Annotated in this window: 13 protein-coding genes; 9 read left to right on the top strand and 4 right to left on the bottom strand. The window is 73.4% G+C overall.

Annotation, left to right across the window (positions count from 1 at the left end; all coding sequences use genetic code 11):
* Nucleotides 1-36: 36 nt before the first annotated feature.
* Nucleotides 37-699: a TetR/AcrR family transcriptional regulator gene (locus GA0070620_RS04835; RefSeq protein ID WP_091588745.1), complete on the bottom strand. Its 663-nt coding sequence runs from the start codon at nucleotides 697-699 to the stop codon at nucleotides 37-39.
* A 112-nt stretch (nucleotides 700-811) separates the two neighbouring features.
* Between GA0070620_RS04835 and GA0070620_RS04840 the strand changes: the two genes are divergently transcribed.
* From GA0070620_RS04840 to GA0070620_RS04850, 3 genes are read left to right on the top strand one after another with little or no spacing between them, the layout of a single operon-like run.
* The gene (locus tag GA0070620_RS04840) at nucleotides 812-2,296 is read left to right on the top strand and encodes a flavin-containing monooxygenase (protein ID WP_091588746.1); all 1,485 of its coding nucleotides are present in this window, start codon (nucleotides 812-814) and stop codon (nucleotides 2,294-2,296) included.
* Nucleotides 2,289-3,356 carry an SDR family NAD(P)-dependent oxidoreductase gene (locus GA0070620_RS04845; RefSeq protein WP_091588747.1) on the top strand — a complete coding sequence of 356 codons (1,068 nt, stop codon included), beginning with the start codon at nucleotides 2,289-2,291 and terminating at the stop codon, nucleotides 3,354-3,356. The genes GA0070620_RS04840 and GA0070620_RS04845 overlap by 8 nt, the downstream gene beginning before the upstream one ends.
* Nucleotides 3,353-4,327, top strand: a complete 975-nt coding sequence (locus tag GA0070620_RS04850) for an alpha/beta fold hydrolase (RefSeq protein WP_231922236.1) — start codon at nucleotides 3,353-3,355, stop codon at nucleotides 4,325-4,327. The genes GA0070620_RS04845 and GA0070620_RS04850 overlap by 4 nt, the downstream gene beginning before the upstream one ends.
* An 80-nt stretch (nucleotides 4,328-4,407) precedes the next feature.
* Here GA0070620_RS04850 and GA0070620_RS04855 read toward each other — a convergent pair whose 3' ends face one another.
* Complete coding sequence (locus GA0070620_RS04855; RefSeq protein WP_197677551.1) at nucleotides 4,408-5,598, bottom strand: low temperature requirement protein A; 1,191 nt, start codon at nucleotides 5,596-5,598, stop codon at nucleotides 4,408-4,410.
* 202 nt (nucleotides 5,599-5,800) lie between these two features.
* Here GA0070620_RS04855 and GA0070620_RS04860 point away from each other — a divergent pair, with 202 nt between their 5' ends.
* The 3 genes from GA0070620_RS04860 (at nucleotide 5,801) to GA0070620_RS04875 (ending at nucleotide 9,399) form a co-directional block, all read left to right on the top strand.
* Nucleotides 5,801-7,225: an MFS transporter gene (locus tag GA0070620_RS04860; RefSeq protein WP_231922237.1), complete on the top strand. Its 1,425-nt coding sequence runs from the start codon at nucleotides 5,801-5,803 to the stop codon at nucleotides 7,223-7,225.
* Nucleotides 7,226-7,684: 459 nt separating this feature from the next.
* A complete protein-coding gene (locus GA0070620_RS04870; protein WP_091588748.1) occupies nucleotides 7,685-8,773 on the top strand; it encodes an S-(hydroxymethyl)mycothiol dehydrogenase in 1,089 nt (362 codons plus the stop codon).
* Nucleotides 8,770-9,399 carry an MBL fold metallo-hydrolase gene (locus GA0070620_RS04875; protein WP_091588749.1) on the top strand — a complete coding sequence of 210 codons (630 nt, stop codon included), beginning with the start codon at nucleotides 8,770-8,772 and terminating at the stop codon, nucleotides 9,397-9,399. The genes GA0070620_RS04870 and GA0070620_RS04875 overlap by 4 nt, the downstream gene beginning before the upstream one ends.
* 112 nt (nucleotides 9,400-9,511) lie before the next feature.
* On the opposite strand, the gene GA0070620_RS04880 is transcribed toward GA0070620_RS04875, so the two are convergent.
* The gene (locus tag GA0070620_RS04880) at nucleotides 9,512-10,465 is read right to left on the bottom strand and encodes a sensor histidine kinase (RefSeq protein ID WP_091588750.1); all 954 of its coding nucleotides are present in this window, start codon (nucleotides 10,463-10,465) and stop codon (nucleotides 9,512-9,514) included.
* A gap of 210 nt (nucleotides 10,466-10,675) precedes the next feature.
* Between GA0070620_RS04880 and GA0070620_RS04885 the strand changes: the two genes are divergently transcribed.
* From GA0070620_RS04885 to GA0070620_RS04895, 3 genes are all read left to right on the top strand, one after another.
* The gene (locus GA0070620_RS04885) at nucleotides 10,676-11,125 is read left to right on the top strand and encodes a VOC family protein (protein WP_231922238.1); all 450 of its coding nucleotides are present in this window, start codon (nucleotides 10,676-10,678) and stop codon (nucleotides 11,123-11,125) included.
* 497 nt (nucleotides 11,126-11,622) lie between these two features.
* The gene (locus tag GA0070620_RS04890) at nucleotides 11,623-12,375 is read left to right on the top strand and encodes a hypothetical protein (protein ID WP_091588752.1); all 753 of its coding nucleotides are present in this window, start codon (nucleotides 11,623-11,625) and stop codon (nucleotides 12,373-12,375) included.
* A 908-nt stretch (nucleotides 12,376-13,283) separates the two neighbouring features.
* Nucleotides 13,284-13,877, top strand: coding sequence for a hypothetical protein (locus GA0070620_RS04895; protein ID WP_091588753.1), 594 nt, complete (start codon nucleotides 13,284-13,286; stop codon nucleotides 13,875-13,877).
* 75 nt (nucleotides 13,878-13,952) lie between these two features.
* Here the strand turns inward: GA0070620_RS04895 and GA0070620_RS04900 are convergent, their stop codons facing one another.
* On the bottom strand, nucleotides 13,953-15,410 hold the full coding sequence (locus GA0070620_RS04900) for an MFS transporter (protein WP_091588754.1): 1,458 nt from the start codon (nucleotides 15,408-15,410) through the stop codon (nucleotides 13,953-13,955).
* Between the last annotated feature and the right edge of the window lie 23 nt (nucleotides 15,411-15,433).

The raw sequence follows: 15,433 nt of genomic DNA on the forward strand, positions 1-15,433 counted from the left end.
CGTGCCCTCCACAGTGGAAGAGATCCCCAGCCTGGGTCAGGCGGGCGGGGGAGCGGTGCTGCGATAGATCGCCGACAGCCACACGTCGAGCAGCACGTCCACCACGTCCGGCGCGGCGACCGCCGGCCCGTCGGCGGCGAACGCGGCGTACATGACGCGCTCGTTCATCGAGTTCAGCGCGATGGCCAGGTCCCGGGCCGACGAGCCGCCCGGGGCGGCGCCGCGCCGCCGCTCGGCCTCGATCGCGGTCTCGGTCGCCTGCACCCACCGCTCCAGCACCGCCGCCCAGAGCTGCCGGACCTCGGCATTCGTGCCCCGTACCTGGGCGCAGGCCACCGCGACCGCCTTGTGCGCCCGGAAGGTGTCGTGGAAGCGCCCGATGAGCTGCCGCCACCGGGCCCGAGGGTCCTCGGCCAGGTGGTCCAGCACGTCACCGGCCGCCGCGTCGGCCTCCTCGGTGACCCGGTCGAGCAGGGTGAGCAGCACCGCGTCCTTGGACGGGAAGTAGAAGTAGAACGTGGGGCGGGAGATGCCGGCCCCGCGTGCCAGGTCGTCGATGGAGATGTCGGGGAACGCCCGCCGCTCCAGCAGCGCCTCCGCCGTGCGGAGGATCGCCAGCTCGCGGTGGTCGCCGGTGGACCGCGCGACCCGCCGCCCACGCGGGCTCGCACCCCCGCCGGTGACGCGGACCGTCGTCATGGTCGTCGATCCTAGCGTGGCTCGACACCCTGTCGAGTCAGTCGACAGGGTGTTGACCGACGTCGACGGCGATGGATAGGGTCCGGTGCACCGCCCCGCACCGGGAGTTGCCATGGCCTGCGACCACGTCGACGTGCTCATCGTCGGCGCCGGGCTGTCCGGCGTCGGCGCCGCCTGCCACCTCCAGCGCGACCGCCCGGGCCGCACGTACGCGCTGCTGGAGGCCCGCGACGCGATCGGCGGCACCTGGGACCTGTTCCGTTATCCGGGCGTCCGGTCCGACTCCGACATGTTCACCCTCGGCTACGCGTTCAAGCCGTGGACCGACCCGAAGTCGATCGCCGACGGCGACGCGATCCGCGCCTACGTTCGGGAGACCGCCCGCGAGTACGGTGTGGACCGGCACATCCGCTTCCGGCACCGGGTGGTGCGAGCCGCCTGGGACAGCGCCACGGCCCGCTGGACCGTCCACGCCCACCGCGAGGACACCGGTGAGACGGTCGAGCTGACCTGCGGCTTCCTCTACGTGTGCTCCGGCTACTACCGCTACGACGCCGGCTACACACCGGCCTTCCCCGGCCTGGAGCGCTACACCGGCCGGCTCGTCCACCCGCAGCACTGGCCCGCCGACCTGGAGCACGACGGCAAGCGGGTCGTGGTCATCGGCAGCGGCGCCACCGCCGTCACCCTGGTGCCCGCCATGGCCGAGCGGGCCGCCCACGTGACCATGCTCCAGCGCTCACCGACGTACATCATCCCGCTGCCGTCGCGCGACCGGTTCGCCGACCTGCTGCGGCGGTGGCTGCCGGCGAAGGCCGCCTACCCGGTCGTGCGGTGGAAGAACGTCGTGCTCGGCACGGCCAGCTACCAGTTCAGCCGGCGCGCGCCCGGCCTGATGAAGCGGGTGCTGCGCCGCGCCGCCCGCAGCCGCCTACCGGTCGGGTACGACCTCGACCGGCACTTCGCCCCCCGCTACAACCCCTGGGACCAGCGGCTCTGCGTGGTGCCCGACGGTGACCTCTTCGACGCCGTGCGGGCCGGCCGGGCCTCGGTCGTCACCGACACCGTCGACACGTTCACCGAGCACGGCATCCGACTCGCCTCCGGCGCGGAGCTGCCCGCCGACATCGTGGTCACCGCCACCGGGCTCAACCTGCTCGCGCTCGGCGGGATGGCCCTCACCGTGGACGGCGTCGAGGTCGACCTGAGCCGGCGGGTCGCCTACAAGGGCATGATGCTCTCCGGCGTGCCGAACCTCGCCATGACCGTCGGCTACACCAACGCCTCCTGGACGTTGAAGGCCGACCTCGTCGCCACGTACGTGTGCCGGCTGCTGCGCCACCTCGACCGCACCGGCCAGCAGATCGTGACCCCGCTGCCCCCGCCGGGGGAGGAGCGGGTGCCGCTGATCGACCTCCAGGCGGGGTACGTGCTGCGTAGCCTGGAATCGTTCCCCAAACAGGGCGTCTCCGCGCCGTGGCGGCTCTACCAGAACTACCCGCGGGACGTGCTGCTGATGCGGCACGGCCGGCTCACCGACTCCGGCGTGCGATTCGCCCGCGCCGGCAGCCAGGAGAGGAGCGCTTCGCGTGCGTAGGTTCGACTTCGCCGACGCCACGGCCGTGGTCACCGGCGCCGCCAGCGGCATCGGCGAGGCCCTGGCGCACGCGCTGGCCCGCCGCGGCAGCCACCTGGTGCTGCTCGACCGCGACGCCGAGCGGCTCGACGCCGTGGTCGCCGCGATCCGCGCCGCCCACCCCGACCGGCAGCTGCACACCTACCTGGTCGACCTGGCGGACGCGGCGGAGACCGCGCGGGTGGCCGCGGAGATCCGGCAGCGGCACCCGCGGATCCGGCTGCTCGTCAACAACGCCGGCGTCGCCCTCGGCGGCCGCTTCGACCAGGTGACCTTCGAGGAGTTCAGCTGGGTCGTCGAGATCAACTTCCGGGCCGTCGCGCAGCTCACCCACGCGCTGCTGCCCGCGCTCAAGGCCGAACCCGGCGCGCACCTGGTCAACGTCTCCAGCCTGTTCGGGCTGATGGCCCCGCCCGGCCAGACCGCCTACGCGGCGAGCAAGTTCGCCGTCCGCGGGTTCACCGAGGCGCTGCGCGCCGAGCTGGCCGAGGACGGGATCGGCGTCACCTCCGTGCACCCGGGCGGCATCAACACCCGCATCGCCGCCAACGCCCGCGTCGGCAGCGGCGTCGAACCCGCCGAGTACGAGCACGGGCGGCGACAGTTCGAGAAGCTGCTCACCATCCCACCGGCCCGGGCCGCCGAGGTGATCCTGCGCGCCGTCAGCCGCCGCCGGGGCCGCGCCCTGATCGGCTGGTCCGCGAAGCTGCCCGACCTGCTGGTCCGGGTGGCGCCCAGCGGCTACCAGCGGGTCGTCGCCCTCGGCCTGCGAGGCACCGGCACGGGCACGCCGCCGCGCGCCACCGCCGCGCCGAGCCCGGCGGCGCCCGCCGCCGCCCCCCTGACCGCGCCGACCGGGTCGGCGCCGGACCACACCCCACCCACCGCGTCGACCGGTCCCCGGCCGGCGTCGGACCACACCCCACCCACCACGGCGCCGACCACCACACCGCCGGTCGCCGTACCCGCCCCGCGACCGGCACCGCAGCCGGCCGCCGAAACCGCCAGGGAGTCAGCGTGAGCGCCACGAGCGGCCGTGCGAACCCCGTAGCCGTCAACGGATCCCCCGGAGCCGCGTACACCCGGGACCGTCCCCGGCACGTCACCGTCGCCGGGCGCCGGGTGCGCCACCGGATCGACGGGGACGGCCCGCCGGTCGTGCTGCTGCACGGCATCGGCCGTACGATGCGCGACTTCACCGAGCAGCACGAGCTGCTCGCCCAGCGGTTCCGGGTGCACAGCGTCGACCTGCCCGGCTACGGCGGGTCGCTGCCCATGACCGAGCCGTACTCGCTGCCGGCGCTGGCCCGCTTCGTCGCCGGCTACCTGGACGCGGTCGGCGTCGACCAGCCCGCCCACCTAGTCGGCAACTCCCTGGGCGGCGCGGTGGCCATGCAGCTCGCCGTCACCGAGCCCGAACGGGTGGCCAGCCTCGCGCTGGTCGCCAGCGCCGGCTTCGGCCAGGAGGTCGCCCTGGCGCTGCGGCTGCTCTCCCTGCGCCCGCTGGGCCGGCTGATGCTGCGCCCCCGGCACCGGTCCGCCCTGCGGGTCGAACGGGCGCTCTTCCACGACCCGTCGTTCGCCACCGCCGACCGCGTCGCGTACGCCCTGGAGGTCGCCCGCCAGCCGTACGCCCCGCGCGTCCTGCTCGAAACCCTGCGCAGTCTCGGCGGCTTCCGGGGCGCCCGGCCGGAGTGGCGCGAGGAGCTGCTCACGCAGCTCGCCGCGCGCGACGTGCCGGTCCTGGTGGTCTGGGGCGACCGCGACCTGATCCTGCCGGCGGCCCACCTCGACGCCGCCCGCGAGCGGCTGCCCCGGGCCCGTACCCACCTGTTCCAGGACTGCGGGCACATGCCGCAGATCGAGCGGGCCGCGGAGTTCCACCGGCTGCTGCTCGACTTCTGGTCCTCACCCACCGGCACCACCCTCACCGCGACGGTCGACGACCCGCGTGGGGCGGGCAAGCGCCGACCGGCCACCGAGGCCGGCTGAACCGACCGCCACCGGCCGGCCCTCGCAGCTACGCGGGGCCGGCCACCTCGGCCTCCGGGCAGCTGCGCGGTGGCCGACGTTCAGGTACCCGGCCCCTCCGGGGCGTTCGCCGCCGTTTCCGGACGGGCCGGGCGGCGGGCGACGGCCGTGCTCGCCACCAGCAGGACCAGCAGGACGGCCACGAGGTGGACCGGCGCCGGGCCGAGCGGCGCGAGCAGCACCAGCCCCGCCGTGGCCGGGAAGGCCGCCGCCCGCGCACCCCGCTCTCGACGGCGGACGTGCAGCACCCAGACCGTGAGCAGGTAAACCGCGACCGGCACGGCGACCGCGTAGCCGACGGCGGTGCGGGACAGGTGCGCGAGGTGCCGCTCCTGGTCGACGGCCGCCGCCAGGCCGGCCCCGACCGCGGCGACCGACGCGAAGACCAGATAGTGGCCGTACCCCCAGAAGAGCGCCTCGCTGAGCCGGGTCGACACCTCGACCGGCCGGTCGAAGTAGAGCCACCAGAGGGCGAAGACGATCACCGCGTCGGCGGCGGCCAGGGACCAGAGATCGTGCTGGCCGGCGTCCACGCCGGTCTGCAGCGCCACCGAGGTGGCCAGCACCACCTCGCCGAGCACGATCAGGGTGAACAGCCCGTACCGTTCGACGATGTGCCGCGGGTGCCAGGGGGTCATGCCGGGCCGCTCGGCGATCACCGGCACCAGCAGGTCGGCCAGCGCGAGGACCACGAAGGAGGGCACCCGCCAGTCCTCCGGCAGGACGAGCCGGAGCAGCCAGCCCCCCTGCACGATCGTGATGCCGATGGCGTAGCGGATGGCGGCGGCCCGGTGGTCGGGGTCGCCGATCGCCGCGCGCAGCCAGTGGACGACCGCGGCCAGCCGCATCACCACGTACCCGTAGGTGATCGTGCTGAAGTCGCCCTCGGCGAACGCCCGGGGGACGCCGGACGCGATGATCAGCGCGCCGCTGATCTGCACCAGGGTGGTGATCCGGTACACGTCGTCGTCCGTGTCGTACGCGGACGCGAACCAGGTGAAGTTCATCCACGACCACCAGATCGCGAAGAACACCATCAGGTAGCTGCCGACGGCGTGGCCGAACCGTCCCTCGGACACGTCGTGGTGCAGGCTCGTGGCCGCCTGCGCCACCGCCACCACGAAGCAGAGGTCGAAGAAGAGCTCCAGCGTCGTGGCGGAGCGGTGTGGCTCGTCCCGGCGGTGGCCGGTCATCCGGCGGTACCAGGGCCGCACGGATCGGGTCTCGGTCACCGCTGCTCCTCCGGCGGCCCGGGTTCGACCACGCCGCACCGTCATCGCCGTACCACCGCACGATAACCAGCTGCCCCGCCCGCCGAGCCCGATCTGGCGGACCCGCGACCGGGCGGTGGTCCAGGCCACGAACGCGGTGCCCGCGCCGGTCGGCGGCACGGCCGCCGCGCACGATGGAGGACATGATCCTGCGGACACCCCGGTGACCGCGGCCACCGCCGCCCCCGCGATACCCCGCCGCTGCGCGCTGCTCGTGTGGGGCGTGGCCATGAGCGCGTACGTGGCCGCGGTCTTCCACCGCAGCTCGCTCGGCGTCACCGGGGTCGACGCCGCCCACCGGTTCGACATCAACGCCTCGGCGCTGGCCACGTTCTCCGTCGCCCAGCTCGCGGTGTACGCCGCCATGCAGGTCCCGGTCGGCATGCTGATCGACCGGTTCGGCTCGCGGCGGCTCCTCGCCGCCGGCGGTCTGCTGATGGTCGCCGGTCAGCTCTGCTTCGCCCTCGCCACCGACGTCCGGCTCGCCGTGGCGGCCCGGGTCCTCGTCGGCCTCGGCGACGCGATGACCTTCATCAGCGTGCTGCGCCTCGTGACGTTCTGGTTCCCCGGCCGTGCGAACCCGCTGGTCGTGCAGCTCACCGGCACGCTCGGCCAGCTCGGGGCGATCCTCGGCGCCGTACCCCTGGTGGCCCTGCTGCACCACACCGGCTGGACCCCGGCGTTCCTGGTGGCCGCGGCGTTCGGCGCCACGGCCGTGCTCCTGGTCCTCGTCGCCGTGCGTGACACCCCGCACGCCGACGCCCTGGCCGGACCGCCGCCCCGGCTCGCCGACGTCCGGGGGCAGCTCGCCGCCGCCTGGGTGCAGCCCGGCACCCGCCTGGGACTCTGGACGCACTTCGTCACCCAGTTCTCCGGCTCGGTGTTCGCGCTGCTCTGGGGCTACCCGTTCCTGGTGCAGGGCCAGGGGCTCACCCCCACGGCCGCGGCGTCGCTGCTCACCCTGATGACCGTCGCCGGACTGCTGGTCGGGCCGGTCCTCGCGCACCTGTGCGCCCGGCACCCGTTCCGCCGGTCGGTGCTGGTCTTCACGGTCGTCGCCGCCACCGCCGGAACGTGGGCAGTGGTGCTCGCCTGGCCCGGCCCGGCGCCACGGTGGCTGCTGGTGACGCTGGTGCTGGTGCTCGCCGTCAACGGACCCGCCTCGATCATCGGGTTCGACTACGCGCGCACGTTCAACCCGGCGCACCGCATCGGCAGCGCCACCGGCATCGTCAACGTCGGCGGCTTCGTCGCCTCGATCGTGCTGGTGCTCGCCGTCGGCCTGGTGCTCGACCTGGCCACCCCGGCCGGGCGCGGCACACCCGACCTGGCCGCGTTCCGCTGGGCCTTCGCCGTGCAGTACGCCCTCTGGGCTCTCGGCGCGGTCCAGGTGCTCCGCTACCGCAACGCGGCCCGGCGCGCGCTGGCCGCCGAGACGTCCGCGCCGGCCTCGGCCGGCGGGTCAGCGGCGGTGCTTGCGGTGGGTGAGGTCGTCGAGCACGAGGGTGAGGCCGGCGCCGACCAGCCAGGAGTCCTTGGCGATCGCGATGCCCGCCTGCGACGGCCGGAGGCTGTTGGGCTCGCGTAGCCCCGGCGTCTTCAGGTAGAGCTGCATCAGCCCGGCGCCGAAGGCGGTCAGCCCCAGCCCCACCAGCGCCGACGGGATGAACGGGACCACCAGGGCGGCACCGAGCGCGACCTCACTGTACGAGAGGAGCTTGGCGAACTGTTTCGGCTCGAACCGCCGTAGCTGGGGGATCGCCCCGGTGGCCATCCCGTGCAGCCCCTCCGCGGCCTCGCCCTCCAGGGTCCGTTTGGTCAGACCCGAGTTGAGGAAGAAGGCGCCGACGGCCAACCGCAGTGGTAGGTGCACAGCTTTCATGATCACTCCTGCCGTACCGGACCGGATCGTGCCCCCGCGTACCCGTCCGTGCGCGGGATAACCGCCGTCGCGCCGACTGTGCCGGGGTGATCGATCGCGATAGGTTCGGCCGCAGGGCCGACCGCCCCCGGTCGCCCCCCACCACCGCGAACCAGGAGGGCAACCGTGAGCCAGGAGGTCCGGGGAGTCATCTCCCGCAGCAAGGGCGCGCCGGTCGAGGTCACCACCATCGTCGTGCCCGACCCGGGGCCGGGCGAGGCGGTCGTCCGAATCCAGTCGTGCGGGGTGTGCCACACCGACCTGCACTACCGCGAAGGCGGCATCAACGACGACTACCCCTTCCTGCTCGGCCACGAGGCCGCCGGCATCGTCGAGGAGGTCGGCGAGGGCGTCACCGAGGTGGCGCCCGGCGACTTCGTCATCCTCAACTGGCGCGCGGTCTGCGGGGTCTGCCGCGCCTGCCGGCGGGGCCGCCCGTGGTACTGCTTCGCCACCCACAACGCCAGCCAGAAGATGACCCTCACCGACGGCACCGAGCTGGCCCCGGCGCTCGGCATCGGGGCGTTCGTCGAGAAGACGCTGGTCCACGCCGGGCAGTGCACCAAGGTGAACCCGGCGGCCCGACCGGCGGCGGTGGGGTTGCTCGGCTGCGGGGTGATGGCGGGCCTCGGCGCCGCCATGAACACCGGCGGGGTCACCCGCGGCGACTCGGTCGCGGTGATCGGCTGCGGCGGGGTCGGGGACGCCGCGGTCGCCGGCGCGGCGCTGGCCGGCGCGACGACGATCGTCGCGGTGGACACCGACTCCCGCAAGCTCGACTGGGCCCGCCGCTTCGGCGCCACCCACACCGTCAACGCCTCCGAGGACGACCCGGTCGAGGCGATCCGCGCCGCCACCGGCGGGTTCGGCGCCGACGTGGTGATCGAGGCGGTGGGCCGGCCGGAGACCTGGAAGCAGGCCTTCTACGCCCGCGACCTCGCCGGCACCGTCGTGCTCGTCGGGGTGCCGACCCCGGAGATGACCCTCGAGGTGCCGCTGCTCGACGTGTTCGGCCGCGGCGGCGCGCTCAAGTCCAGCTGGTACGGCGACTGCCTGCCCAGCCGGGACTTCCCCATGCTGACCGAGCTCTACCTCCAGGGCCGCCTCGACCTGGACGCGTTCGTCACCGAGGAGATCGCACTCGACCAGGTGGAGCAGGCCTTCACCCGGATGCACCACGGCGACGTGCTGCGCTCGGTGGTGGTCTTCCCGTGACCGCCCGCGTCGACCACGCGGTCACCTCCGGCACCTTCTCCCTCGACGGGCAGACCTTCGACGTGGACAACAACGTCTGGGTCGTGGGCGACGACCACGAGTGCGTCGTCCTGGACGCCCCGCACGACGTGGAGGCCATCCTGCGGGTGGTGGGGGAGCGGCAGGTCCGGGCCATCCTGGCCACCCACGCCCACGACGACCACGTCCGGGTCGCCCCGGCGCTGGCCCGCGCGACCGGGGCGCCGGTGCTGCTGCACCCCGACGACCGGGTGCTGTGGGACCTCGTCCACCCGGACGTGCCGCCCGGCGGCGACCTGCGCGACGGGATGACCGTCGAGGTCGCCGGCATCGGGCTGCACGTCCTGCACACCCCCGGCCACAGCCCCGGCGCGTGCAGCTTCCACGCGCCGACGCTGGGCGCCGTCTTCACCGGCGACACCCTCTTCGCCGGCGGGCCCGGCGCCACCGGCCGCTCCTACAGCGACTTCGGCACGATCGTCGACTCGATCCGGGGCCGGCTGCTCACCCTCCCGTCGGACACGGTCGTGCACACCGGACACGGCGACGACACGACCGTCGGCGCCGAGGCGCCGCACCTGGAGGAGTGGATCGCCCGGGGCCACTGACCACTGCGGTGCCGCTGCGGTGCGGACCCGTGCCGGTCGGCATTCCCTTCGCGCGGCCGAGCCGGTCGGCCTGCTCGGGCGGTCGGCCCGGCCCGGGTGGGCGCCGTTCCCGTCAGCGCCGCCGCGAACGGCTCATGTGCAGCCGGACCGTCGTGCCCGCCGCGGTGCTGTGCAGCAGGACCAGGTCGCACAGGGCATGGACGATCACCAGCCCGCGCCCGCCCTCGCCGTCGCGCGGCGGCGTCAACCGGCCGGCGAGCGGGTCGGCCAACCAACCGTCGTCGCGTACCTCGCAGACCAGCTCGTCGGGCGTGCGCCACACGTGCAACGTGCCGCCGCCCCCGGCATGCGTGACGCTGTTGGCCGCCAGCTCCGTCACCGCGATCTGCAGGTCCGCCACCCGGTCCGCCGGCAGCCCGGCCTCCGCCGCGTGTCCGGTCACGAACCGGCGTACGTCGGCGAGCGTCTCGATGCCGAACTCCAGGACCGCGACCGGTTCCGGCGGCGTCGGCAGGGGCTTGTCGTAGCGGACGACCACATCGGACGGCGCGTACCCCCCGCTCGCCCGTCGACCCTGCCCGTCCTCGACCACGGGGTGGGTGGCGTGCGCGTCGGCGATGACCGTCTCGTCCAGACCGGCGTCGTACGGGCAGAGCAACCGCAGCCCCCGCCCCGCCAGCGCGAGGTTCACCAGGGCCTCGTGCTGCGCGCACGCCTGGTACGCGGCCCGGCCGCGCCCCGGCCAGACCGACTCGCTCACGACCCGGGTCCGTCGACCCGGGTGCCGCTCCACGAACGCCTGGAGCACCCACGGCAGGATCGCACCCGGGTTGCGTCCGGCGCCGGCCATGTCGGTCCAGTGCAGTCCGGGCGCCTCGCCGACCGCGTCGCGCACCAGCGCCAGGTTGGCGGTGGGCAGCGCGACCAGCACCGGCTCGGCCGCGGCCAGGCCGTCCTCGATGAACCGGGACGTGACGGCGAGCAGGTGCGTCGCGTCGCGGTAGAAGAAACCCTCGTGGGCGAGACCGCCGGTCGAAGAGCCGGCGGTCGGGTCCGGTCCGGTCATACCGGCCGGCCTCCCGTCCGCGCCGGCGCTGCCCGCCTGACGAGGCACACCTGGTCGACCACCACCCCCACCGCAGTCACCAATCGCCTCCCGGTCGACGTTTCCCCACTGTAAACCCGGCGCCGGCCGGTGTGGTGCCGTGCCACCCCGGGCCGTATGCCCCTCCGGGGGCGGTGTCGACGTGCTCGGCCGGACCCTAGGATCGGTGGCGTGAGCCGAGAGTCCGAGGACCGTCCGCCCGCCGTCCGCCAACTGCGTCTCGTCGTGGAGGCCGAGGACTACGAGGCGGCGGTCGCGTTCTTCCGGGACGCGCTCGGCCTGCCCGAGGAGGCGGCCTTCGTCGGTGACGGCGACGCCCGCGTCGTCATCCTGGACGCCGGCCGAGCCACGTTGGAGATCGCCAACCCGGCGCAGAAGCGGATGATCGACGAGGTCGAGGTGGGCCGGCAGGTCGCCCCCCGACTCCGGGTGGCGTTCGAGGTCGACGACACGCGTACGGCCACCGACCGGCTGGTCGCCGCCGGCGCCGAGCAGATCGCGCCGCCCACCGTCACCCCGTGGCAGTCGCTGAACTCCCGCCTCGGCGCGCCCGCCGGCCTCCAGATCACCGTCTTCCAGGAGCTCGCCACGCCGGACCGGACGACTGAGCGCCCCGCGTAACTGACGCGGCCGCTTCGGGGCTCCGGGCCAGAGAGTGGGCGGGGCGGGGAGCTGTGGTGTCGCTGCTGGCCGGGCCCGTGAGGCCCGCGATCGGCCCGGGCACAAACCGGGGCGTCTCCGCGTTGCTGCCCGCGAGCAGGATTCGCGCCCCGTGCGGCCGAGCCCTCGCCGTCACAAAGATCGATTGAACCGACGGCGGTGTCCGCCGGGGCCATTCGGGTGCTTGGCACCCCCGAGTCCGCGACCGGCCCGTGTGCGACCGTTCGCGTCAGTTCGGCACCGCTGACCGATGTCCCGGCCGTGCCGTTCGGCGTGGGCTGTCCGGATCCCCGTGTGACCGGGACCACGGCCAGCGCCCGCCGGGCATTTCCGGAATGCCCGACACGCCAACCTGGTTGTGTCCCCCGTACCGCCGGAGCCCAAACCCATCTCCGCCGCGGACACCCCCGAGGAGTGCTCACCCCGGAGCGCTTCGCACGATCGAAAGGGCAACCATCGTGAAGCTTGACTTCAACCGATGGCTCCCGGCCATCGCGAAGGACTCTAAGCTCGACCCGAGTCGGTGGCTCACGGCCATCGGCAAGGACAACTACCGCAAGACCGCGTTGAGCGTGGCGGGTGTGGCCGTCCTCAGCGGCCTCGCTCTCGGGCCGACCGCGGTCGCGGCCCCCATCACCACCGGGCCCTCCGAGGGTGCTGCCGCCGCCATCAACTACGCCACCGGCAAGGGCAACGCGGACGACCGGGGCACCAGCGTCGAGTCCGGTCTGACCACCGGATCCCGCAGCGGCAAGCCGCACGCCGGCCAGCCCAGCCGGGACAAGCTGGTCCCGCACGGTGTCCAGGGCGCTCAGTCGCGTATCCCCCTGGACGACGCGCAGATCTCCAACGCCAAGGCCATCATCGAGGCGGCCAAGAAGAGCGGCGTGGGGGAGCGGGGCGCGGTCATCGGCGTCGCGACGTCGCTCCAGGAGTCGAAGCTGTACAACCTCGGCCACCTGGGCGCGTACAACGACCACGACTCGCAGGGGCTGTTCCAGCAGCGCCCTTCGTCCGGTTGGGGCACGCCCGAGCAGATCACCGACCCGGACTACGCGGCCACGGCCTTCTTCACCGGCCTGAAGAACGTGGACGGCTGGCAGGACCTGTCGCTGACCACCGCCGCGCAGACCGTGCAGGTGTCGGCGTACCCGTTCGCGTACGCCCAGTGGGAGGACCAGGCGGCGGACATCGTCCAGCAGCTCTGGTGAGGTGACGACGACAAGCCGGCCGGCCCTACGGGGCCGGCCGGTTTCGTCTGTCCGGACCCCGTCCGCCCCGGTCGGCCGCGCGGTCCCTTGCGGGTGATTGTCCGGTCCATCTGTCCGGTGCACGCCCCCTCGGCGCCGTGAGCGGCGATCGGTGATCGACTGCGTTTCCGTGATGTCGCGGTGTCCGGGGCGCGGTCGGACACCGCGCTGTCCCTGATCTGGAGTGGATCACGGCCGGCGCGAGGGCCGTTCACGGGGACTGCGGTGTCCGCCGGGGCGTTTGGGCGATCTGTCTGGATCGGGGTTGCCTGGCTCGGGGTGGTGGTCGAGCAGGTCTTGGAGATCTTGGTGAGCTGTGGCCCCTCTGGGGGCCTCAATCGTCCAAGATCCGTAAGCCCTGCCCGCTCCCGGGGGTGCCTGGTGGGGGGTTTGTCTTGTTCGGGTGGGTGGGATGTCCGGGTTTGGGGGTTGCGGTCCTGTGGTCGGGGCCACTCGGTCGGCGGAATGGTGGCCTGGTCGGGGGCGTTGAATACCCCCTGACGGCCGAGGTAGGAGCCCTGGCCTGCTGGCCTTCTCGGGTTGGCGGGTGTGGGTGAGGGCCCGGAATGACGGCCCGGCCCCGGTCGTTGGACATGGACCACGCGATCGGCGGGCCCCCGGAATGACGGTGGGCGGCGGGTCGTTGGACATGAACCCCGGCGATCGGCGGGCCCCCGGAATGGTGGCGGGCGGCGGGTCGTTGGAGATGGACCCGGCGCGGTGAGCCCCTCCGGCTCGACCCGGTCGCCGGGACCCCCGAAGACTTTCCCCCCCTTTTTGCAGGGCGCCGGTTCTTCGGTGCCGCCCCGATACCGGCCCACCCCCAGGGTTGGTGTGGGGCTCCACCCCCGAACATTGGAGCTTCTGACATGAACACGATCATGCGTAAGAGCGTTCTTGGTATTGCTGGTCTGGCTTTCGCCGGTGGCATCGCCGGTGGTCCGATCGCCGCCCACGCCGCCACCCCCGCGGTGGACGCCAAGCCTGTCGCGGTCGTGCAGACCGACAAGAGCACGGTGGATAAGGGCAAGCTGATTCCGCACGGCACCCAGGGTGCGCAGTCGCGGATCGACCTGAACGACGAGCAGACCGGCAATGTGAAGGCGATCATCGCCGGCACGAAGAAGTCGGGTATGGACGAGCGGGCCGCGGTCATCTCGATCGCCACCAGCCTGCAGGAGTCGAAGCTGGAGAACCTGGGTCACCTGGGTGACCGCAACGACCACGACTCGCTGGGCCTGTTCCAGCAGCGCCCGTCCTCGGGTTGGGGTACGCCGGAGCAGATCACTGATCCGATCTACTCGACCCAGGCGTTCCTCAAGGGTCTGAAGCAGGTCGACGGGTGGCAGGACATGCCGCTGACCGAGGCCGCGCAGACGGTGCAGGTGTCGGCCTACCCGGACGCCTACGCCCAGTGGGAGCAGCAGGCCGCCGACCTCGTCGGCCAGCACTGGAACAGCTGACCCACCAGCACGAACCCACAGCACGAAACGCCGCTGGCCGGCACCCCGAACCCGGGGTGCCGGCCAGCGGCGTCTTCACGACGGGTGTCGGTGTCGCCACCACCGGCCCAGCCCGACGTCCACCAGCGCGGCGACCAGCGCCAGCGCGATGATCACGGTCGCGACGACGAGCGAGTGCTCGAACGCGGTGGTCCAGTTGCCCCGGCTGCTGGCCAGCGACGAGAAGAAGACCGAGCCGACCGCGGCGATGCCGGCGGCCGCGCCGATCCGCTGGCCGGTCTGGAGCATCCCGGCCCCGCTGCCCGCCTGGGGGACGGGGACCTGGGACAGGGTGAGCGTTTGGTTGGGCGCGATCACCAGGCCGCTGCCGAGTCCGGCGACGAGCAGCGGCGCCGCGGTGACCCACGGCGCGGGCACGTGCGGAAACCACTGCAGGGCCAGCGCGGTGGCGGCGAGGCCGACCACGACGGCGAGCAGCCCGGCGGCGACCATCGGCCGGCCGAGTCGGTTGACGAACCGTCCGCTGACCGCCGACGACGCCGCCGAGCCGAGGGCGAACGGGGTGATGGCCAGGCCGGCGATGAGCGGGCTGTAGCCGTGCCCGTTCTGGAGGAACAGCGTGTAGATGAAGAAGATCGCGGTGAACCCGCCGAAGTAGACCAGGCCGATCAGCGCGCCGAGGGCGTACGAGCGGAAGCCGAACAGCCGCAGGTCGAACAGCGGCGTGGTGTGCCGGGCGTACCGCCGCTCCCAGAGCGCGAAGGCCAGCAGCACGAGCAGGCCGGCGGGGATGAGGACCCACTTCCACGGCGTACGCCACTGCTGTTCCTGCACGAGCGGCAGCAGCACGAGCAGCACGCCGATGCCGAGCAGCACCACGCCGACCGGGTCGAGCCGGTGCCGGTCGGCGCGTTCCTTGGCGCGCGCGGGCAGCAGCCGCCAGCCGAGGATCACCGTGACAATGCCGACGGGGATGTTGACGAAGAAGACGTACCGCCAGCCGTGCTCCTCACCGCCGAGCGCGATGAGCAGCCCGCCGAGAAGGGGACCGACGGCGGTGGAGATCCCGATGGTGGCGCCGAGCAGCCCGAACGGGCGGGCCCGCTCCGGCCCCCGGAACATTTCCTGGATGACGCCGGTGACCTGGGGGTTGACGATGCCGGCGGCGGCGCCCTGGAGCAGCCGGGCGATGACCAGCCAGGTCGCGTTGGGGGCCAGGCCGGCGAGCGCACTGGTGACGGTGAACAGCGCGATGCCGAACACGAACGCGTTGCGCCGGCCCCGGGCGTCGCCGAAGCGACCGGCCGGCACCAGCGCCAGGCCGAAGGTCAGCGCGTAGCCGGAGAGCACCCACTGGAGGTCGCTGGGGGAGGCGTGCAGGGCACGGTCCAGCGAGGGGAGTGCCACGTTGACGATGCTGATGTCGAGCAGCGTCATGAAGGCGGCGGCCAAGCCGACCCCGAGGGCCTTCCAGCGGCGTCGGTCGTCGGCCGGGTCGATGCCAGCCGGTGGCGGCGTGCCCGCCGCGCTCATCGCGCCCCCCGTCGACCGTCGAT

Source organism: Micromonospora krabiensis, from assembly GCF_900091425.1.
Lineage (GTDB): Bacteria > Actinomycetota > Actinomycetes > Mycobacteriales > Micromonosporaceae > Micromonospora > Micromonospora krabiensis.

Bases quoted from the DNA above. Each gene is read 5' to 3' on its own strand.
- GA0070620_RS04835 (WP_091588745.1), bottom strand. From the start codon at position 699: ATGACGACGGTCCGCGTCACCGGCGGGGGTGCGAGCCCGCGTGGGCGG.
- GA0070620_RS04840 (WP_091588746.1), top strand. From the start codon at position 812: ATGGCCTGCGACCACGTCGACGTGCTCATCGTCGGCGCCGGGCTGTCC.
- GA0070620_RS04880 (WP_091588750.1), bottom strand. From the start codon at position 10,465: ATGACCGGACCGGACCCGACCGCCGGCTCTTCGACCGGCGGTCTCGCC.
- GA0070620_RS04895 (WP_091588753.1), top strand. From the start codon at position 13,284: ATGAACACGATCATGCGTAAGAGCGTTCTTGGTATTGCTGGTCTGGCT.
- GA0070620_RS04900 (WP_091588754.1), bottom strand. From the start codon at position 15,410: ATGAGCGCGGCGGGCACGCCGCCACCGGCTGGCATCGACCCGGCCGAC.